The organism is Neisseria brasiliensis, assembly GCF_009671065.1.
Lineage (GTDB): Bacteria > Pseudomonadota > Gammaproteobacteria > Burkholderiales > Neisseriaceae > Neisseria > Neisseria brasiliensis.
In genome coordinates this window covers 924,255-944,636 of record NZ_CP046027.1, presented here as the reverse complement: position 1 = coordinate 944,636, position 20,382 = coordinate 924,255, and the positions used below count along the sequence as shown (strand labels likewise).

19 protein-coding genes are annotated in these 20,382 nt (G+C 50.3%); 6 read left to right on the top strand and 13 right to left on the bottom strand.

The window, feature by feature from the left end:
- Nucleotides 1-215 precede the first annotated feature (215 nt).
- The 8 genes from coaD to pyrE all read right to left on the bottom strand — a co-directional run bounded on the left by coaD (nucleotide 216) and on the right by pyrE (nucleotide 6,128).
- Entirely contained in the window at nucleotides 216-728 is a 513-nt protein-coding gene (gene coaD, locus GJV52_RS04745) for a pantetheine-phosphate adenylyltransferase (protein ID WP_154143228.1), read from the bottom strand.
- A 164-nt stretch (nucleotides 729-892) separates the two neighbouring features.
- Entirely contained in the window at nucleotides 893-1,582 is a 690-nt protein-coding gene (locus GJV52_RS04740) for a Bax inhibitor-1 family protein (protein ID WP_095503043.1), read from the bottom strand.
- A 93-nt stretch (nucleotides 1,583-1,675) separates the two neighbouring features.
- Nucleotides 1,676-2,581 (bottom strand): 1,4-dihydroxy-2-naphthoate octaprenyltransferase, encoded by a 906-nt coding sequence (gene menA / locus GJV52_RS04735; protein ID WP_095503042.1) that lies wholly within the window; start codon nucleotides 2,579-2,581, stop codon nucleotides 1,676-1,678.
- A 77-nt stretch (nucleotides 2,582-2,658) separates the two neighbouring features.
- A complete protein-coding gene (locus GJV52_RS04730) occupies nucleotides 2,659-2,934 on the bottom strand; it encodes an oxidative damage protection protein (protein WP_095503041.1) in 276 nt (91 codons plus the stop codon).
- A 136-nt stretch (nucleotides 2,935-3,070) separates the two neighbouring features.
- Nucleotides 3,071-3,313 (bottom strand): hypothetical protein, encoded by a 243-nt coding sequence (locus GJV52_RS04725; protein WP_095503040.1) that lies wholly within the window; start codon nucleotides 3,311-3,313, stop codon nucleotides 3,071-3,073.
- A 230-nt stretch (nucleotides 3,314-3,543) separates the two neighbouring features.
- Nucleotides 3,544-4,848: an amino-acid N-acetyltransferase gene (gene argA / locus GJV52_RS04720; RefSeq protein WP_100562822.1), complete on the bottom strand. Its 1,305-nt coding sequence runs from the start codon at nucleotides 4,846-4,848 to the stop codon at nucleotides 3,544-3,546.
- 7 nt (nucleotides 4,849-4,855) lie between these two features.
- Complete coding sequence (locus GJV52_RS04715; RefSeq protein ID WP_100562820.1) at nucleotides 4,856-5,260, bottom strand: MJ0042-type zinc finger domain-containing protein; 405 nt, start codon at nucleotides 5,258-5,260, stop codon at nucleotides 4,856-4,858.
- 226 nt (nucleotides 5,261-5,486) lie between these two features.
- Nucleotides 5,487-6,128 carry an orotate phosphoribosyltransferase gene (pyrE, locus tag GJV52_RS04710; protein WP_095502915.1) on the bottom strand — a complete coding sequence of 214 codons (642 nt, stop codon included), beginning with the start codon at nucleotides 6,126-6,128 and terminating at the stop codon, nucleotides 5,487-5,489.
- Nucleotides 6,129-6,528: 400 nt separating this feature from the next.
- On the opposite strand from pyrE, the gene GJV52_RS04705 reads away from it, so the two are divergent.
- The 3 genes from GJV52_RS04705 to GJV52_RS04695 all read left to right on the top strand — a co-directional run bounded on the left by GJV52_RS04705 (nucleotide 6,529) and on the right by GJV52_RS04695 (nucleotide 10,407).
- The gene (locus tag GJV52_RS04705) at nucleotides 6,529-8,898 is read left to right on the top strand and encodes a TonB-dependent receptor plug domain-containing protein (protein WP_157798100.1); all 2,370 of its coding nucleotides are present in this window, start codon (nucleotides 6,529-6,531) and stop codon (nucleotides 8,896-8,898) included.
- Nucleotides 8,899-9,074: 176 nt separating this feature from the next.
- Nucleotides 9,075-9,851 carry an exodeoxyribonuclease III gene (locus GJV52_RS04700; protein WP_100562878.1) on the top strand — a complete coding sequence of 259 codons (777 nt, stop codon included), beginning with the start codon at nucleotides 9,075-9,077 and terminating at the stop codon, nucleotides 9,849-9,851.
- 25 nt (nucleotides 9,852-9,876) lie between these two features.
- Complete coding sequence (locus GJV52_RS04695; RefSeq protein WP_095502919.1) at nucleotides 9,877-10,407, top strand: alpha/beta hydrolase; 531 nt, start codon at nucleotides 9,877-9,879, stop codon at nucleotides 10,405-10,407.
- Nucleotides 10,408-10,678: 271 nt separating this feature from the next.
- Here GJV52_RS04695 and tnpA read toward each other — a convergent pair whose 3' ends face one another.
- Nucleotides 10,679-11,095 carry an IS200/IS605 family transposase gene (tnpA, locus tag GJV52_RS04690; protein WP_095503171.1) on the bottom strand — a complete coding sequence of 139 codons (417 nt, stop codon included), beginning with the start codon at nucleotides 11,093-11,095 and terminating at the stop codon, nucleotides 10,679-10,681.
- A gap of 44 nt (nucleotides 11,096-11,139) precedes the next feature.
- On the opposite strand from tnpA, the gene GJV52_RS04685 reads away from it, so the two are divergent.
- Nucleotides 11,140-12,282, top strand: a complete 1,143-nt coding sequence (locus GJV52_RS04685; RefSeq protein ID WP_095503172.1) for an RNA-guided endonuclease InsQ/TnpB family protein — start codon at nucleotides 11,140-11,142, stop codon at nucleotides 12,280-12,282.
- Nucleotides 12,283-12,519: 237 nt separating this feature from the next.
- On the top strand, nucleotides 12,520-12,903 hold the full coding sequence (locus GJV52_RS04680) for an ACP-like domain-containing protein (RefSeq protein ID WP_100564640.1): 384 nt from the start codon (nucleotides 12,520-12,522) through the stop codon (nucleotides 12,901-12,903).
- 57 nt (nucleotides 12,904-12,960) lie between these two features.
- On the opposite strand, the gene GJV52_RS04675 is transcribed toward GJV52_RS04680, so the two are convergent.
- Nucleotides 12,961-13,920 carry an IS30 family transposase gene (locus tag GJV52_RS04675; protein WP_154143172.1) on the bottom strand — a complete coding sequence of 320 codons (960 nt, stop codon included), beginning with the start codon at nucleotides 13,918-13,920 and terminating at the stop codon, nucleotides 12,961-12,963.
- 336 nt (nucleotides 13,921-14,256) lie between these two features.
- Nucleotides 14,257-15,339 carry an endonuclease/exonuclease/phosphatase family protein gene (locus GJV52_RS04670; RefSeq protein ID WP_100564632.1) on the bottom strand — a complete coding sequence of 361 codons (1,083 nt, stop codon included), beginning with the start codon at nucleotides 15,337-15,339 and terminating at the stop codon, nucleotides 14,257-14,259.
- Nucleotides 15,340-15,737: 398 nt separating this feature from the next.
- Here GJV52_RS04670 and GJV52_RS04665 point away from each other — a divergent pair, with 398 nt between their 5' ends.
- Nucleotides 15,738-16,742 carry an IS5 family transposase gene (locus GJV52_RS04665; protein WP_195690065.1) on the top strand — a complete coding sequence of 335 codons (1,005 nt, stop codon included), beginning with the start codon at nucleotides 15,738-15,740 and terminating at the stop codon, nucleotides 16,740-16,742.
- A gap of 182 nt (nucleotides 16,743-16,924) precedes the next feature.
- On the opposite strand, the gene GJV52_RS04660 is transcribed toward GJV52_RS04665, so the two are convergent.
- Together GJV52_RS04660 and GJV52_RS04655 are read right to left on the bottom strand one after the other, a co-directional pair.
- Nucleotides 16,925-17,839, bottom strand: a complete 915-nt coding sequence (locus tag GJV52_RS04660) for a peptidylprolyl isomerase (protein WP_095502518.1) — start codon at nucleotides 17,837-17,839, stop codon at nucleotides 16,925-16,927.
- Entirely contained in the window at nucleotides 17,836-20,313 is a 2,478-nt protein-coding gene (locus GJV52_RS04655; protein ID WP_100563657.1) for an LPS-assembly protein LptD, read from the bottom strand. Before GJV52_RS04655 ends, GJV52_RS04660 begins: the two co-directional genes overlap by 4 nt.
- Between the last annotated feature and the right edge of the window lie 69 nt (nucleotides 20,314-20,382).

Sequence of the window (20,382 nt, the reverse complement as noted above, 5' to 3'; positions counted from 1 at the left end):
TCGGGTTTAGTTAGGATGGAAGCCGTCTGAAAGAAAAATATTTTATTTAATTTTGAAATGTGTCATTTGGCGCAGATTTTGCATATTTTTGTTAAGATATAACCATAAAAATCTTAAAAATTCAAAGAATTAGAAGAAAATTTCAACTAATTATCGTCAGACCGTCTGAACATTAAACAAGCGCCGGACAAATGTCGGCGCTTGTTTGAATGGTTTTATCCGTCTTGCTGATGATCGTTCAAGATTTTTTGATACACGTCTTCCGGCAGGTAGCGGCGAATCATTTCGCGCCAACCTTCAGGGCCGACCAAACCTTTGACCATGGTGGATGAGACTTCGGCGATTTCACGCGGCGGCATCAGGAATACGGTGGAAATTTCCGGCGCCAGATCGCTATTGATATAGCGCATCGAGCGTTCATATTCGTAGTCGCCGGCGGTGCGGATGCCGCGTACAATAAAGCGCGCATCGACTTCGCGGGCATAGTGCACCAGAAAGCGGTTTTCAAACACGGTGATTTTGACGTTGGGAAATTCGGCGGTCACCGCTTCCAGCATCGCCTGCCGCTCTTCGATGGTGTAAGTATTTTGTTTTTCGGGATTCACGCCGACGGCGACAATCAACTCGTCAAACAAAGCCTGCGCTTCGCGAATCATCCAAACATGACCGAGCGTAGGTGGGTCGAAACTGCCGGCATACACAGCGCGGCGGATGGGGGTGGTGTTCATAATAAGTTAAGGGGAAAGGGTTAAGGCGACAGAATAATGCGTGAAAGGCGGGGTGTCAAAGAAAAATCTAATAAAGCAACAGGCCGTCTGAAACTGCAAACGCTCCACAAAATGGAAGCTATTGCGTTTCAGACGGCCTGTTATGTCATCAACAGCTAAATTAATTAATCGTCGCCACCCAATGCCAACAACAGATGCAGCAGGCTGCTGAAAATGTTGTAGAGAGAAATAAAGATGGTCAACGCCGCGCTGATGTGGCTGTCTTCGCCGCCGTCAATCACTTGGCGCACTTGGAACATAATCAGCAGCGAGCTGAACAACACAAAGCCGGCAGAAATGGTCAGGCTCAAAGCCGGAATCTGCATAAACAGATTCGCCACTACCGCAATCATCAAAATCACCGCGCCGACGGTCAAGAAACGGCCGAGCGAACTCATGTTGATGTTGGTGCGGCGCGCCATGGCCGACATGGTGAAGAATACAGCGGCAGTCATTGCAGCGGCGATGCCGACGATTTGCGCGCCGTTAGACATGCCCAAAGCGTATTGCAACAGCGGGCTGATCAACACGCCCATGCCGAAAGTGAACACCATCAGCAGAGTCACGCCGGTGTTGCTGTAGCGGTTTTTCTCAATCATGAAGACCATGGCGTAGAAAAACACGAAAAAGGCGATGGTTGCCATCCAGCCGCCACCAAGGATGCTGTAGATGCTGAAGCCCATTTTGCTGCTGATAAAGGCACCGGCCATGGCTGGAATAAAAGACAAGCCCAGCAGGCGGTAGGTTTTTTGCAGCACGGTGTTTTTCTGTACCGCGCTGCCGGTAGAGGTGTAGTCGTAAACGTCGTTTTGCATGGCGTTTGCTCCTGAAGATAAGTGTGTAAAAATGAATGAAACCGGATTTTAACAGTAATTGTCTGACTTTGTGCGGAATTTATCGTGAGGCATTCAAATAAATAATGCCAACACCATCACCCACGCCAAAACCGTGATGCTCCATTGCGGCAGCAGTTTGTCCAGCTCAAGAGAAGATGGTGTATTGTTCAATAAATTCAAGTGAACAAACGTTGCCGCAAGCATAAAGACTTGTAAAACCAGCCACGAAAAGCCGTGAACATACCTTGCCAGCCACACGCTCCAGCAAACCGCGGCAATGGCAGCCAATGCACGATGGTAATGTTTGGCACGGGGCAAACCCAAACGTGCGGCCAAAGTACGTTTGCCGCTGATCCAATCATGTTCGATGTCGCGCATATTGTTCAGATTCAGCACCATGGTGCACCACAAACCCATCGCGCTGGCAGGCAGCCACGAATCCGCGTTCAGACGGCCTGTGTGCAGATATTCACTGCCCAACACCGCCAGCCAGCCAAAAAACACAAACACCGCCACATCACCGAAACCAATGTAGCCGTAAGGTTTGCGTCCGGCGGTGTAGCCATAGGCGGCCGCCAAAGCCGTGGCACCGAGCAGCAGCCAAACCAGCCAATCCGTGCCGCTGCTTTGTGCTAAAGTCGGCAAGGCAGTTGCCAAGAGCGCAAGGCCGAGCAGACAACACAATCCGGCGCTGATGACCAAGCCTTTTTGCATGGTGCGGCGGCTGATGCGGCCGGAAGCCACCATGCGCGGCGGACCTTGCCGTCCGGCGGAGTCAGCACCGTTTTGCGCATCGCCGTAGTCATTGGCCAGATTGCTGAAGATTTGCAAAGCCACCGCGGTAGCGATGGTGAGTAGTGCGGTCGGCCAATGCAATGCCTGTTGTAACGCCGCCAGCAGACAGCCGCACAGGGTAGCAGCAGCGGCCAAGGGCAGGGTGCGCAAACGGGCGGCGTGTATCCAAGCGTTGAGCGACATAGCGAAATAATGGGTTGAAAATAAAGAGAGAAATCAGTTAAAAGGCCGTCTGAAGGTTTCAGACGGCCTGTAAAGCATTAAGCCGGTTCTTGCGGCACATAACCTTGCACTTGGTCGGCACCGTCGCCGAAGAAGTATTGTTCCATCTGCTGCGCCAGATATTCGCGTGCGCGCGGGTCGGCGAGGCTCAAGCGGTTTTCGTTGATGAGCATGGTTTGATGGCGCGTCCAAGCCTGCCATGCTTCTTGTGATACGTTTTCAAAAATGCGTTTGCCCAATTCATTTGGCAGCGGCGGGAATTTCATGCCTTCGGCTTCGCGGCCGAGTTTGACACAATGTACCATGCGGGTCATGGCGGTTCCTTTAGTGGGTTTCAGACGGCCTTTATTTTAACGGATTGTCGCCGATTGCGAAAGGCGCATACTTTTGTGTGTGGGTACAAAAATGCCGCCTGAAACGGATTTCAGACGGCCTGTAGGCAATTGCAAATTAACGGCTGCCTTCGCGGGCAAGGCTTTGGTAGCTGTTGTCTTGGTAAGTGCCGGTGCTTGGTGCGGTGTATTCAATGCGGTCTTTTTTCTTGAAACGTTGGCCTTGTGGTTGCTCAACTTGTTGCAAGCCGGCAATCGGGCCTGAATCGTTGGCGTGATCCCAAGCCGGTTGAGGTGCGCCTTTGGCAGCGGCTAAAGTGGCGGCAGTGGCGATCAAAGTGGTGAATAAGATTGCTTTCATGGTAAATTCCTTAATGTTGTGAATGCGTTATGTTGTAAAGGTTGCTGTGTTCAACCAATGGGTGCATTCTAGGCCGATTGCAGTAGCGGATAAACAGCATTTTTTGCAATACAGCTTTTCCATTTTGGCAACATTCAGGCTTATGATGTTTTCAGACGGCCTAAAGTATTATTTATTCAAATAAAAAAGAGCGCATCAATTATTGCGCTCTTTTTATAACGACATTAACTTTACAAATCGTAAACAAAAACTTTGGAATTGCGGCCGCTGTCGATTAAATCCTGACGGCGCTCAGGTGGTAAATCTTGAGCTGAGGCCGTCTGAAAACCGCGTTCGATAAACCATTCGCCGGTGTGGGTGGATAGGGCGAATAATTTGCGGATGCCGGCTTGGCGCGCTTTGTGGAAAAGATGCGCCAGCAGCAGCTCGCCGTAGCCGCCATCTTGTGCATCGGGGGAGACCACCAAGCAGGCCAGTTCGCCCAAATGCGGTTCGACAAAGGTTTTCAAGGCCACGCAGCCGTAGATGTGTTGGTCGTGTTCCAACACGGAAAAGGTGTGGATTTGGTCTTCGAGGTATTCGCGGCTGCGGCGCAGCAAAATGCCTTTTTCTTCCAGCGGTCGGATAAGCGCCATAATGTTGGGGATGTCATCGCTGTGCGCGGCGCGGATGTTGACGAAGGAATCGCGGGCAATGGAGGTGCCGGCACCGTGACGGGTAAAGAGTTCGCGAATCAGGCTGCCGTCGTCGCGGCCGCTGAGAATTTGCGTGCGTGATACGCCGTGTTCGACGGCATTAAGCGCGGATTGAATCAGGCGTTGTTGCGGTGGTTGCTGCGCCATCAATTGACGCGCTTCTTGGGCGGAAAGGTTGGTAATTAACAGGCCGTCTGAATTTAAAATACCTTCTTCTTCAATCAGATAAATCAGCTTTTCCGCTTTGAGTGCAATGGCGGCGGCTTCGGCGATGTCGCCCATGCTGAGGTTGAAGGTTTTGCTGCTTAAAGAATGGCCGAGCGGGCTGATGAGTACCAAAGCACCGCTGTCAAGGCGGTTGATGATGGATTCGGTGTCGATTTTGCGCACCAAGCCGGTGTAGCCCATGTCGGTGCCGTCGATGATGCCCATCGGGCGGGCGGAAAGGAAGTTGCCGCACGCGATGCTTAAAGGTTTGTTGCGCTGCGGCGATTGCGAAATGCTGCTGCACAAGGCGGCTTCGATGTCGCTGCGCAATACGCCGTTGGCCTGTTTGGCCAGTTGCAGCGTGGCTTCGTCGGTGATGCGGCGCTCATTGTGGTAGGCCGGGGTACGGTTTTGCGCGGCAAGGGCGGCGGTAATCTGCACGCGCGAGCCGTGTACCAACACCAAACGCACGCCCAAGCTGGCGAGCAGGTTTAAATCGGCGGCCAAGCGTTTGAGCGGTTCGCCCTCCAACAGGCTGCTGGCCACGCCGATGACCAGCGTTTTGCCGCGCAGATAGTTGATGTAGGGCGCGGCTTCGCGAAAGTCGCCGACAAAACCAACGGATGTATTCATGTAAAAATTAAGCCAATAAAATCAGATAGAAAAGCTGCATGATTAACACGGTCAGCGCGATTAGCGAAGCCAGCGTCCAGTTGAAACCGTCTTTTTTCTTGTCCGCAACCGCCGCCGCTTTTGTGTCAGGCTTGGGCGCAAGCGTTACGCCGTCGAGCAAATCGGCGATTTCATTGCGCGAAAGCTGTTTGTGTTGGCGGACTTGCGCACCGATGTTGTGCACCAAACGCACATCGGTCACGGCATTGGGCAGCACTTCGGGTTGGAACTGCTCTTTCAGGTCAGCCGGATGGTCTTTGGCTTTGAATAAGCCCTCGCATTTTTGGCAGACCACAAAACCTTGCGCCACATTCAATTGAGCGTCTTTCACCCAAAGATGGGTGCGGCAGTGGGGGCAGGTGCAAGCTGGCATGGGTAAACTCGTTTCGTAATGTATGGGTTTAATTGTTATTACAGACCGAGACCTTTGCAAACTCCCCATCTTTGGCACATTTCTTCGTTATGCGCTGCTCGAAAGCTTGCCTATCTTTGTGATATGTCTGCGCTTTCTGCGCTGCTATAACTTTGAACTGTACTCAAATCCGGGGTTTTGCAAAGATCTCTGGCCGTCTGAAACGTTCAGACGGCCTCATTTATGATTAGGCCACGCCGTAACGTTCGCGGTAAGCCTTCACCGGTTCGAAAAAGCCGCCGAATTCAGTATTGTTTTGCAACAGCGTGAACAAATCGTTCAAATTGGCAATCGACACCACCGGCAAACCGTATTGCTGCTCGACTTCCTGCACCGCCGACAATTCGCCCGTGCCTTTTTCCATGCGGTCAAGCGCAATGGCGACGGCGGCCGGAGTGGCGCCTTCCGCTTCAATCAGTTTCACCGATTCGCGCACCGAAGTGCCGGCCGAAATCACGTCATCGATAATCAGCACGCGGCCTTTGATCGGCGCACCGACCAACACACCGCCTTCGCCGTGGTCTTTCGCTTCCTTGCGATTGTAGGCAAATGGTACGTTTACGCCTTTTTCCGCCAACATCATCGCCGTGGCCGCCGCCAAAATAATGCCTTTGTAGGCCGGGCCGAACAGCATGTCGAATTCCACTTTGCTGGCAATAATCGCTTCGGCGTAAAATTTCGCCAGCTGCAGGGTAGAAGCCCCGTCGTTAAACAGGCCGGCATTGAAAAAATACGGCGACTGGCGGCCGGCTTTGGTGGTGAACTCGCCGAATTTCAATACATTTTGAGACAAGGCGAATTTCAGGAAATCTTGGCGGAAGTCAGACATTTTTCGGTTCTTTCCAGTAGAAAAATAAAGCTGATTATAGTCGAAGCAGGCAAACGGTAACAGGCCGTCTGAAATAAAGTCGGGAGCATCGGCAGACATTGCTGTCGCACATTCGAGATTTAGGAAGAAGTTTTTGCAAAACAACTGCACAGCTTAATGCTTTAATTTTCTTTTCTTAATAACAGAAGTTTACGCATAAGTGTTATGATATAACATTTAATAAATTGAGGATCGGAAGATGAAAAAAACAAAAATAGCTTTGACAGTGTCGTTCATGTCCATTCCGTCGGTGTTGTCGGCAGAACCACTCCAAGATGAGAAAATACCTCTGGACACAGTTGTCGTGATAGATACGGTTGTCGTGAAAGGGAAGCGTTACACCGCCAAGTCAGAAGGGAATGTGTGGAATCAAAAAAGAATCGCCGACACACCCAAAGGCAACGGCACTATCAATGATTTGTTGCGCACCAACCCAGGCGTGCAGTTTTCCAATACCGAAGGCACTGCCGACAGTGCCGGAGAAATTGCGCCGCCGAATATTTCGTTTCACGGCGAGAAGTTTTACAACAACCGTTTTTCGATAGATGGCGTGAGCAATGACAGCAATCTCAACCCCGCGCACAACGGTTCCGATACGCAGTTGGATGCGGATACGGTAAATTCGCACACGGTAGGCGCGCTGCCTGCAGGCCATCCGCAGGCATTTTGGATCAGCCCTTCGCTGGTGGAAAACATCAAGGTGAAAGACAGCAATATTTCCGCCCGCTACGGCCGCTTTACCGGCGGCGTAGTGGATGCCGATTTAATCAAAGCAAACAGAGAAAAAGCATTCGGCAGCCTGTCGTACCGCACCACGCGCCATGCTTGGACGCATCATTATATTGACCCGCTGTATACCGACGAATACCGTGAGGCACAGTCGTCAGACACACAGCCGAAATTTACCAAGCATGAATCCACTCTCACGGTAAACCAACCTGTCGGCAAAGATTCGGCGGTGCTGTTTTCGTACAGCCGTCAGCGCTCTTCGATTCCTTTTTTCCATCAGCATCTGAAACAATCGACCAAGCAAAGGCGTTTGGCCGAAACCTTTTTGTTGCGGAGCACGCACCGTATCGACGACGATAACAATCTGTCGGCAACGGTAATATATTCGCCGCATTATGCCACTTACCATCCGGCCAACTATAAAGACGGCCGCTTTACCAACAGCGGCGGCGGCTGGCGTTTTGATTTGGATTGGGAACGCTACGCCGGTTTCGGCAGGATGCAGACCAAATTGAGCTACCGCAGCACCGAAGAAAAAACCGCCTACGATCAAGACAATTTATACCGTTACAACGACGACACGCCGTCGATAAACTGGACAACCCATCCCGAAGTGGACGAAGCGGCCGTGGGCGGTATCGGCACCAGCCGTTCGTTTGGCAAGCACATCAACCTGCAACAGCATTTCGAGTTTAACGAAGCGGATTGGCGCGGTTGGAAACACCGCTTTAACGCAGGTTGGGAGGCGGAATATGCCGATAAAGGCTTCGAGCGTAAGAAGCCCACCATTATTTACGGCGGCCCGCGCAAAACCGACCGCACCGACTGCACCGAGTGTATTCCGGGCGAACAGTTCTTTACCGGCTATGCCTACAACTATCCGGCCAACATCAAAGTAGGCACGCATCATCTCTCCCTTTATCTTGAAGACGATATCGAAAAAGGAAATCTGCGTTTGAAGCCGGGTATCCGCTTGGATTACAACGGCTTTCTGAAAAATACCGATATCGCGCCGCGGTTTGCATTCGATTACCGCCTGCCGTTGAAAGCGGCCAAACTGCATGTGTTCGGCGGAGCCAACCGTTATTACGGCAGCGAAATGCTGACCTACAAATTGCGCAGCGCCCATGTGTTCCAACGCAATTTCGACCGCTTCGAGATAGATGACCCGTGGACATCGCGCGAGTTGAAAGAACCGCGTTACGACGGCAGCGATTTGAAAACGCCGTACAGCAACGAATGGAATTTGGGTCTGCGCCAGCATATCGGCAACAGCGAATGGCAGTTGAAATGGGTGCGCCGCAACAGCCGCAACCAGTTTTTAACCAAAGAAAAAACCGATGAAAGCGGCCAAACCTACCGGGTATTGGCCAATACCGGCCGCTCCGATAACGACACCTTCAGCTTTTCCGCCGGTTTGAACGAGCCTTGGAAGCTCGGCGCGACCCTGCTCAGTTGGCGGGCGGGTGCCGATTACAACAAACGCCGTTCTAACCAAATCGGCACATTTCAACGCTACGACTGGAGCGAATGGGACGTGAAAAAAGTATTGGTGGACGGTAAGCTGAAAGATCCCGACAACCTGCCTGCAATGGATTTCAACCAGCCGTGGAACGCATTTGTCGAAACCGAATTATCTGTACCCAAATGGTATTTTACTTGGACGCAACGCTGGCGTTATTCGCCCGGCACGGTGGAATACACGCAGGAAAATATCCGCTGCACCCCCGAACGCGCGCGACTTTGCCAAGGTTATGTTGGTAACTTGAGCAAGTTCGACCAAATCAAATACAATTCCGCGCTGATTACAGACTGGCATTTCTCGTGGGCAAAACCACTGGCGGAAACGAAAAAGCTGGAAGTGAATTTGGACGTGTTGAACGTGTTTAACCGAAAAATCGTCGGCAAAAAAGTTTATACCCCCGAATGGCAGGAGAAAAAACGCGACGTGTCGTATAAAACCGGCCGCCAATTCTGGTTGGGGGCGAAATATTCCTGGTAACCGATAGCAACGTTTCACAGGCCGCTGTTGTGCCGTTCTTGCCGGAGTCCAAAAACTGGCAAAGGCGGCACATTTTTTGAGTGGTATACCGTTTCAACTGCTTTATGCAACACGGAGGCCGTCTGAAAAGCATTTCAGGTATAATGCGACTTTTCTTGACTTCATATTTAAAAATCATGCTGAAAATCATCTCTGCCAATGTCAACGGCATCCGTTCTGCTTACAAAAAAGGTTTTTATGAATACATCGCTGCTTCCGGTGCGGACATTGTCTGTGTGCAGGAATTGAAAGCGCAGGAGGCGGATTTGTCGGAGCAGATGAAGCAGCCGCATGGGATGCACGGGCATTGGCATTGCGCGGAAAAACGCGGTTACAGCGGCGTGGCGGTTTACAGCAGGCAAAAGCCGGATGCGGTGCAATACGGCATGGGTATTGAAGAATTCGACCGTGAAGGGCGTTTTGTGCGTTGTGATTTCGGCAATCTGACCGTGATTTCGCTGTATCTGCCCAGCGGCACCAGTGCGCCGGAGCGTCAGGAATTGAAATACCGTTTTTTGGATGCGTTTTATCCGATGCTCGAAGCGATGAAGGCGGAAGGACGCGATATTGTGGTGTGCGGCGACTGGAACATTGCCCATCAGAATATTGATTTGAAAAACTGGAAAGGCAACCAGAAAAATTCCGGTTTCTTGCCTGAAGAGCGCGAGTGGATCGGCAAAGTGATTGCGACTTTGGGTTGGACGGACATGTGGCGCACGCTTTATCCTGAAGTGCCGGGCTACACTTGGTGGAGCAACCGCGGGCAGGCCTATGCCAAAGACGTGGGTTGGCGGATTGACTATCAAATGGTCACGCCTGAATTGGCGGCCAAGGCAGTGTCGGCGCATGTTTATAAAGACGAAAAATTCTCCGACCACGCGCCTTTGGTGGTGGAATATGATTATGCGGTGTGAGGCCGTCTGAAACGGAAATGCTATGTTGAGCGCGTATGACCTTGAAGATTTGACGCTGTTGCTGGTACACGATACCGAAGCGCCGCCTGTGTGGATGGAGCGCTGGGCGGTGAGCTATCCGATTGTGTTGCAGGCGGAAGTGTCGCGTTCGCAAAGCATTCGGGAATGGCAGCAGGCGGTTCAGACGGCCTTTGCCATGCACCAGAGCCGTCATGTGGCGGTGGTGGCGTATGGTGCGGGCGTGTCGGCGGTGTTGGCGTGGCTGTATCAGGCAGATGTGAATGTGCAGAAAACGGTGTGTAATCTAATTTTGGTGTCGCCTTTGCCGGAAGCGTTTCCTGATGATGCCGAACACACCTTGCAACGCGCCCGCTGCCATTGCCGCGCGGCCTTGGTGATTGGACAAAGCGGCGATTGTCCGCTCGATTGGGCGCAGGAGCAAGCGCTGCGTTGGAATGCGCGTTTACTGGTGTCGCCACATGAAGGCCGTCTGAACGGTGCATTGGGTGGTTGGCAGTGGGGTATGAAGCTTATGCAGGAAATGTTATTGACGTGAATGAATTAGAATAATCTCACTAAAAAAGGCCGTCTGAAAAGTGTATAAAGGAAAGGTTTTGATTTCCATAAAACCTTCCAGACGGCCTTTTACAGATGGTTAAGCTGAATATTGGCGGCGTAACATTTTTTAAATTTTATATAAATAAACGATACATATTTTTTCAAATCCGTAGTTGAATGTTTATCAGGCTGCGCCGTAAAACTTCGCCGTTCACGGCGGAGATATAAGGCGCGGACTGCGTAGCAGTCCTAAAACCGTTGATATTCAGTTAATCAGGCGTTTTCTGCTGTTCAATATACTGCCGAATAATCGTAATCGGCGCACCACCACAGCTACCTGCAAAATAAGACGGCGACCACAACGCACCGCCCCATAATTTTTGTTTGATGCTTGGATAATTTTTCTGTCTAATCATGCGGCTAGATACACCTTTCAAGCTGTTCACCAGTTTTGAAATAGACACTTTGGGCGGATAGTTCACAAGTAAATGAACATGGTCATCTTCGCCGTCAAATTCCACCAGTTGCGCTTCAAAATCGGTGCAGACGCTCTCAAAAATACCGCGCATATCGTCCAAAATTTCTTTTGTGAACACTTTTCGGCGATATTTTGCGACAAATACCAAATGTACATGAAGATTAAAAACAACGTGCCGACCACGTCTTAAATCAGTTTCTTTTTCCATAGACCAAGTGTAAAATTGCTAAAAATTCCATTATCCATGAAATCATGTTAATACTCAAAACATTCAAATTTGAACTGATGCCAAACGGCGAGCAAATCCGCAAAATGAAACAATTTTGCGGTTGTTCGCGTTTCGTATTCAATCGTGCTTTGGCGTATCAAAACGAACAATATCAACAAGATAATTCGTTCAAATTTAGCTACACCAAAATCGCAAATTTGCTGCCTGAATGGAAACGAGAATTAGACTGGCTAAAAGACTGCCACAGCCAAGTTTTGCAGCAAAGTTTGAAAGACTTGGAAAGCGCATTCAAAAACTTCTTTGCCAAACGCGCAGATTTCCCCAAATTCAAACGCAAAGGCGAAAAAGACAGTTTCCGCTTTCCGCAAGGCTGTAAATTGGAGCAGCAAAATAATCGTATCTATTTGCCCAAAATCGGTTGGGTGCGCTATCGCAACAGCCGACACGTTTCAGGCAGCCTGAAAAACGTAACCGTATCGCAAAAATGCGGTAAATGGTTTGTATCTATGCAAACCGAAACCGAGCAGGAAATCGCGCAGCCAAACGGTGGCGAAACTGGGATTGATATGGGTGTTGCCAAATTTGCAACATTGTCCAATGGTCAGTTTTTTGAGCCAATCAACGCATTCAAAACGTTGAAAGGCAAACTAGCAAAACTGCAAAAACAGTTCAAACACAAAACCAAATTCAGCAAAAACTGGCAGAAACTGAAAGCAAAAATCAGCCGTTTGCACCACAAAATCAGCAATATCCGTAAAAACTACCTGCACCAAATCAGCAGCGCAATCAGCCAAAACCACGCGATTGTGTATGTGGAAGATTTGCAGGTGGCGAATATGTCCAAATCCGCTAAAGGCAACGCCGTGCAGCATGGAAAAAACGTTGCTGCCAAATCAAGCTTAAACCGTGCGATTTTAGACCAGTCTTGGTTTGAGTTTCGCCGTCAGTTGGACTATAAGCTGTTGTGGCGCGGTGGGCATTTGGTGGCTGTTCCGCCACAAAATACCAGTCGTTGTTGCCCAGCTTGCGGACATACTGCCAAAGATAACCGTCAAACACAGGCAAACTTTGAATGTGTGCAATGTGGCTATCAAAACAATGCGGATATTGTGGGTGCAATCAATGTGTTAAAGCGCGGTCAAGAGATTTTGGCAGCGCAAAAGTAAAATGAAGTTTCAGGGCAGGACGTGCCCGTAGCGTCTGTGAAGTGAACCGTGCAGTAAGGCGGTCAGCAGCAGAAACCCACCGAAGCGATTTGTGAATGGCTCAATGCCGTTCACAAATCGCCGTAGGAATTCCCTCCCTTCAGGGAGGGAAGGACGTCAAAATCATGGTTATATTATAACAACTCATTCGAGTGCGAGGCTCGGATGAATCGTGTGAAACAAACAAGGACAAGCAATATGAAAAAATGGTGTGTAATGGCTATGGTTGCTGTGATGGCAGCCAGCGGAGCGGCGCAAGCTGCTGGCAATAATCCGACGGTCAGCAAAAAATCGGTGTCTTACCGTTGCGACCAAGGCCGTACGTTGAAAGTAACCTATGGGTTCAACAAACAAGGCTTGCCGACCTATGCTTCGGCCGTGCTCAAAGGCAAAAAACGCGTGTTGCCGATTAACCTCGAGCATTCCAGCGTGGCCGGTACGATGTTCGGTAAAGAGGGTAGCTATATGATGGGTGCCGATTACATGGATAGCAAAAATTACCGCAAATCGGCGCTGATGGTGACTGCACCGGACAACAATATCCTTTATAAAAACTGTGAGCCGCGCCGTAGCCGCCGCTGATGTGTTTTTGTAACATTTAAACCAAAGGCCCTTGCATTCGCATTTCAAGTGCAACGCTCAAATGCCATTGGCAAGGGCTGCTGAAAACAGATCACCCGGTGTCTCATAGTCCAATGTCTTTCTCGGTCGGCGGTTAAGGGCCTCCTCAACCGCTTTAATCTTTTTAGCACCCAGTTTCCTAAAATCCGTCCCCTTTGGGAAGTATTGTCTGATCAGCCCGTTGGTATTCTCCACCAAGCCTTTTTCCCAAGAATGGTATGGACGGCAGAAGTAAGTTTCCGCACCCAGGGCTTTGGCAAAGGTTTTATGTCGGTAAAACTCTTTACCGTTATCCAAAGTAATCGTTTGAATGATATCTTTAAACGGCTTCAATGCCCGAATCACTACCCGGGCTACATCTTCTGCTTTGAAATTGCTGATTTTGCGGATAACGACAAATTTGGTTTTTCTTTCAACAGCAACCACCAGTCCGCTTTTTTGGTCTTTACCGACAATGGTGTCCATCTCGAAATCGCCGACCCGCTCTTTTTGATCGACAATGGCAGGTCTGTGTTCAATGTCGGTTCTGTCCGGTACGCTGCCTTTTGTCCATGCGCCGCTGCCGTATTTTCTGCGGTAGGGTTTGGAAACGATACGCAGATGGGTGTACAGGTCGCCGCCGTTTTGACGGTCTTTGGCGAGATAGCGGTAAAGGGTGCTGTGGTGCAGTTTGATGTGTTGATGTTTCAGCAGGTAGCCGCAGACTTGTTCGGGGCTGTATTTTTGGGTAATCAGTTTGTTAACAGTCTGTTTGACGGCAGTAGTCAGTTTGGTTGGCTTTTTGTTTTTCTTTTTAACTTCGCTTTGCTGTTGTGCTTTTCGGTAACAGTAGGTTCCGTTGACGGAATGCCGTCTGATTTCCCGACTGACGGTGGCGGGATGACAACCGATGTTCTGTGCGATTTGGTTTAGGGGTAGGTTGCGGTAATGTCTGGAAATGTAGTATCTTTGGTGTGAGGTCAGTTGTGTGTAGGCCATATTGCAATCTTTCTTGTCAGGAAAGGCAGTATACTACCGCATACTGGCCTTTTCTGTTATTGGAAATTGCACTTGTTAGGCGAATGTAAGGCCGTCTGAAAAGAATATTCTTTCAGACGGCCTTTGGCTTAAACATTGAGACGTTTGCAAAACCTTATAAGCTACCCATAAAAACCACCAAAGCCGTCATTCCCACGCAGGCGGGAATCCATTTCAGCTTCTAAGAAACCTATTTATTCAGTAATTTGCTATGCTCAAAAATGGATTCCCGTCTGCACGGGAATGACGTCGGTTTATGTGTGCTGGGTTTTAAAGATATTTTGTAAAGGTCTCACATTATTCATTCTGCAATTCCATCGCCGCATCGATTTTTTCTGCCGCTTCCTGTTTGTCGCCGTGGTCGGATTCTGGCGTTTCGTGGACGTGTTCTGTCGGCGGGTGGTATTGGAATTTGCCGTAAATCGGAAAATGGTCGGAGCCGATGTGTGGCAACACTTTCAAATCGGCCACCAAGAAATCGTTGCTGTGGAAAATATGGTCGAGCGGCCAGCGCAGCAGTTTCCAATCGGCATGAAAGGTGTTGTACAAACCACGGCCGATACGCGGATCGAGCAGGCCGCTGATGCGTTGGAACAGGCGCGATGTGTCTGACCAAGCGACATCGTTCAAATCACCAAACACCATGCAGCTTTCATCAGAGGCGGTGATTTCTTTGCCCACCAGCAAAAGCTCGCCGTCGCGTTCGGTTGAGGTTTCACTTTCGGTCGGGCTTGGCGGCATCGGATGCAGGCAGTAAATGCGGATCAGCTCGCCGCTGGGCAGCTCAACTTTGGCGGTAATCGACGGAATGTCATCGCGCACACGGTATTTCACTTCTGCGTCATGTAGCGGCAGGCGGCTGTATAGATGCATGCCGTAAAGATTGTCGAGCGGCACTTTGACGGTATAAGGGTGGTCGGTTTCCAATTCGGCCAGCGCGTTTTCCCACCATTGGTCGCTTTCCAAAGTGAGTACCACATCGGGGCGGTATTGGCGAATAAGCGACAGCAATTTATCGGCTTGGCGGTTGGTGGTGAGTACATTGCTGGCCAGAATGCTGACGGTGCGGTTGTTGTCCTCGCCCTGGTAACCCTTCACCTGCTTTTTTCTCAAGCGAGTGTAGGCACTGATTTGCCAAAACTGCCACACGGCGCAGGCAAAGTTCACCACTTCCATAAAGTCGAAAATGGCGTTGCTGCTTTGTTCCAGCCAATAATTGAGCAGCATACACAACACGCTCAAGGCGGCGATTTGCAGGCGCGGGAAATCGAATATCCGCATCACCCAGTGGTCGGATTTCAGCAGCGACAGCAAGGTAGCCACCACGGGCACGCACAGCAGCGCCAACAACAGCCAATCGCCTAAGGGTAAATCGGACATAATCGTTTCCTGATGAAATCTTGGTCGGTCAAACATGTTTGCGCCGCTGCCATCATTCATCACGGTGAAGCTAATCGGCATATTGGGCGACAGAGCCTAGGCCGATATGAAAAGGATGAAGCCGCTTAGGGCGTTGAAGTTTGATTGAGGAATGTTTCATTATCCATTTTAATGAATATTTTGTAAACGTGTCGGGATAATGCGGCAAAAGCCGTTGATGATTGGTGGATTTGAATAAAAGGCAAAGCTGTTTTGTTGTAAATATTCAGACTGAGACCTTTGCAAAACCCCTCTTAAATCCCATGTAAAGTAACTATAGTTACCAAGCGGCATAATACTTCCCAAACACCCTAAAATCCTCTAAATTCCCTTTAAGCCGAATTTAGAGGATTTTCTTCATGAGCAGCTTCTTCAAACAAACCGTCGAAACTATCGTTGGTAAAGACCCTGACCGCTTTCCCTTGCTCAAAATTCAGCTCATTATCGACTGGCAGCCCATTGCCGATTATCTCGAACAACAAAAAGGCCGCTATACCCGTCATCACGGCGGCCGCCCCGCCTATTCATTATTGTCCATGTTTAAAGCCGTCTTACTCGGCCAATGGCACAGCCTGTCCGATCCCGAACTCGAACACAGTCTCATTACCCGTATCGACTTTTATCTCTTCTGCGGTTTTGACGAACTCAACACTCCCGACCACAGCACACTGTGCCGTTACCGCAACTGGCTGGCACAAAACAATCTACTTGCCGAATTACTGGATTTGATTAACCGTCAATTAACTGACAAAGGCTTAAAAATCCAACATGCCAAAGCAGCCGTTATTGACGCCACCATAATCCAAACAGCCGGCGGCAAACAGCGACGGGCGATTGAAACTGATGAAAACGGTGTGGTTTCAGAAAACACCCCCAGCAAAGACCAAGATGCCCGCTGGGTGAAGAAGGACGGTAAGTTCAAACTCGGCTATAAACAGCATACCCGTACCGATCATGAAGGCTATATCGAGAAACTGCACATCAGTCCGGCCAACGAACACGAATGCAATCACTTTGAACCGTTGCTGCAAGATATTGCCGAAGGCACCAAGGTTTATGCTGACAAAGGATATGACAGTAAAGCCAATCGAGCCTTACTGCAACAAAAAGGACTTTCAGACGGCATTATGCGTAAGGCGCACCGGGGTCATCCGTTAACAGAAGAAGATAAAGCAAGAAATAAGCAATTGTCGAAAACGCGTTATGTGGTGGAACAGAGCTTTGGTACGCTACACCGTAAATTCCGCTACCACCGTGCGGCTTATTTCGGCTTATTGAAAGTGACTGCGCAAAGTCATTTGAAAGCGATTTGTATCAACCTGCTGAAAGCTGCCAACAGGCTTCGTGTGTCTGCTGCCGCGTGAAAAGGGGGAAATGTGCCCGAGAATAGGGAATTTTAGGTAATGATTGGGGATTTTATGTTGAAAAAAAGCTTACTTAGTAACCTAGGTAAGCTTTTTTGATGGTAGGTAGGGTTTTGCAAAGGTCTCAGGCCGTCTGAACGATTTTTTTCAGACGGCCTTGGTGATAGTACAAATTAAAGCATTTAGCGGATATCCACAAACGAGCTTGAATGTAATTCACGCAGCAAATTGGTGGTGGCTTGCTGGGCTTTTTGTTGCGAAATATATTGGCGCACGGCATTGCGTTGGCGCTCTTCCGGTGTACCGGCTTCGCGGATGTCGTTCAGCTTAATGATGTGCCAGCCGAATTGGGTGCGTACCGGCGCGCTGACTTGGCCGGGTTTGAGTTTGTGCACAGCATCTTCAAACGGCGTGACCATCATGCCGTCTGAAAACCAGCCCAAGTTACCGCCGTTGGCCGCGCTGCCGTCTTGCGAATATTGACGCGCCAAACCGGCAAAATCCGCACCGCTGCGGGCTTGGGCGTAGATTTTGCGGATGCTGCTTTCGGCTGCGGCCGCGGCGTTATCGGAATCGGCTTTAATCAGAATGTGTTGCGCATTGTATTGGCGCAATGGCTCGCCTTCCGGTAGGGCAACACCTTGCTGCTGTGCGCGGTTGATGAAGCTGGTCACTTCGCTGTCGCTGACACGGCTGTTTTCCATAATGGCTTGTTGGCGTACTTTTTCGACAATGATGCTGTCGCCGATTTCGCGGCGTACGCGTTTGTTGGCATTTTTCAAAGACGGATTTTGCGCAATCACGGCATCGATTTCGGCTTCGCTGGCTTGAATACCTCGGCGTTTGCCTGCTTGCACGATTAAGGATTGGTTGACCATTTGTGCCACGACTTGTTGGCGCAGTTCGGTATCGGTGACTTGCGTGCCTTTCGGCAGGTTGCGACGCGCATCGGCCAGCGCTTCGCTGACTTGGCGCTGGGTGATGATGTCGTTATCCACCACGGCGGCGATGCTGTCGGAAGCTTTGACATCGGCAGCATGCGCGGCATTCAGGTTCAGACCGAGTACCACGGCCAGCATTAAAGGTTTCACATTCATGGGTTCACTACCTCGTTGGTTTTGCTGTAGCCCGGAATGGCTAAGCGGAGTTGTTCAAATGGATTTTGGCCGACGTTGCTCAAATCTTTCAGCTGTAAGTTGAAGAAAACGGCGTTTTTCTTGCTGTTTTCACCGGTCACGTAGCGTTGTGCCACCACGCTGGCGCTCCAGCAGCCACAATCACTTTTGTATTCGACACCGGCCAGCATTTCCAGCGGTTTTTTCACGGTGATTTCGTAGTTGTAGCGGGCAACGGCATACAGGTTTTTACGCAGCGGCCATTGGGCGGCCAAATCGACTTGGTTTAATTTATCGTACAAATATTCGCCATCGTCTTGTAGGTAGATGCGGGCGTTGCGGTTGTGTTTGTAACGCGCACTCAACACCTTACCCGGCTCCGGATTGTAGCGGATGCCTGCCGCGTAGCTCTCGGCGCGGTTTTGGTTTTGATTGTAGTGGATGTCGAAATCAAAACGCACGCTGTCAGTCACATTGCCGTGGGCAAACGCCACCCAGTCGGAACGGTTACGCTCGTATTGGCCCACGCTGCCGTCGAGCAAGACAGTGTCGGTTTTGAAATAGAATTTCTGACCGATACCGGCACGGAACAATTCGGCACCGGTTTTCGGATTCAGGATACGGCTCTGCACTGCAGTTGACAGGCTGTTGGAGGCATTAATGCGGTCGTTGCCTGAAAACAGGTTTTCACGGAACAATTGCTCGTAGGTGAAGCTGTTTTCCGAAGTGTCGAAATTCGGTAAATCGTTTTGTGATTTGGTGGGCACATAATTGTAGAATAAACGCGGTTCCAGTGTTTGTAGATAATTGTTGCCCAAAAATTGTGTGTGGCGTTCAAACGTCATGCCGCTGTCGATGCTGGCCATTGGTAAAACACGGCTGACATGGCGGCCACTACTGCCATTGAAGCTGTCTAAATCATAATAGGTGGCGTGCACACCGACTTTCGGACGCACGTAACCCCAATTGTTGTGGAAATCCCATTTGACACTTGGGTTCAATACCACGCGGCTACCGCTTTGTTTGTCGTCATGTTCGAAGCGGGTGAATTGGCTGAATACATTAGCTTGCATATTGTCGAAGCTGCGCTGCCAGCGGCCGGACAAGCGCGGCATGATGGCGTAAGGTTCGTCTTTGTAGCCGTATTCGTTGGCCAAGGTTTGGTATTTTTGCGCCATCAGCGAGCCGTCGAAATTACCGCCCCAATAAGTGTCGTGGTAGTTTAACCAAGCTTGGCGGTTGAGGTTGACGTTGTCGGCGATGTCGTTGCGGCCGTAGAAGTCGCGATAGTAGTCGTTATCCGACACGCTGTTGAAATCCACGCCGCCACTGAGTTTGGCGGTGAATTGATGATTGTGGTTCCATTGGAATTGGTAGCGGTTGTTGTGGTCACTTTTTTTGTCGTTAGGCATCCAAGCACCGTTCACTTGCCCTCGGTATTGGGGCTCGAGATAGCGTATTTGTCCGCCCAAACGCACACCGCGGCTGGAAATGATGCCCGGGGTCACAGTGGCATCTAAATTCGGTGCCAAGTTCAAATAATAAGGCAGTGACAATTCGAGGCCGTCTGAACCGGTGGAGATATTTGGCACCAACAAGCCGCTTTTGCGGTCGCCGTTAAGCGGGAAATCGGCCCAAGGTGTGTACAAAACAGGCACACCGCCGAACACCAGTGAGGCGCCTTTGGCTACGCCGATGCCGGTTTCTTGGTTGGCATCAATGCTTTTGGCCTTGATGTACCAGCTGGCATCGCCGGGTGCGCAGGTGTTGAATTTGGTGTTGATGAGCTTGTAGCGCTCTTTGCTGTGCATTTCGGCTTTTTCGCTGACGCTTTGCAGGCGGCGGCCGTCGCGTTCGGTCGCCATGCGTACGTTTTCAGTGATGCCTGCGCCCGAATCCAAGTTGTAGTTGATGTGTTCGCCGCTGACAATGGAGCCGTTTTGATACAGCACAAACTGATTGCCGGCAGTCACGGTATTGCTGGCTTGATCGTAATGCGCCCAATCGGCGTTGAGTACCTCATCATTGCGCTCGATAATCACATCGCCTTTGGCCTGTACCTGCACATTGGTTTGGCCTTCGACGTAATCGGCGGTCACGCGGGTGTAATCGGTGGGCGAAGGCTCTTCGCCGCTGCGTTTGACCGAAGTTTCGTTTTGTTTTGCTTTGGCATGCTCGGCCAAGGTTTCTTCAGTGCAAAACAGACAGGTGCTGCCCAAAGACAATTCGTCTGCTTTTTCAGACGGCCTGTTGTCAGCAGCTTGGTTTTCTTCGGCAGTTTCGGCAACAGTTTGCTCGACCGCGGCAACCGGGTTGGCCGTGTCTTGGGCGGTTTCAATCGGCACATAATCGGCCGCCTCCGGCACAAACGCGCCGCCGGTCTGTGCCGCCGCCGCTGTGCTGAAGCCGACGCTTAATGCGATGACCAAAGGTTTGAGTGAAAATAAACGAGCCAAAGTTGCACCTTAAATCGGTTTTGCCAGTTAGAATAGCGTTTATTTTAACCTGAAAATCCAAGAAACTGC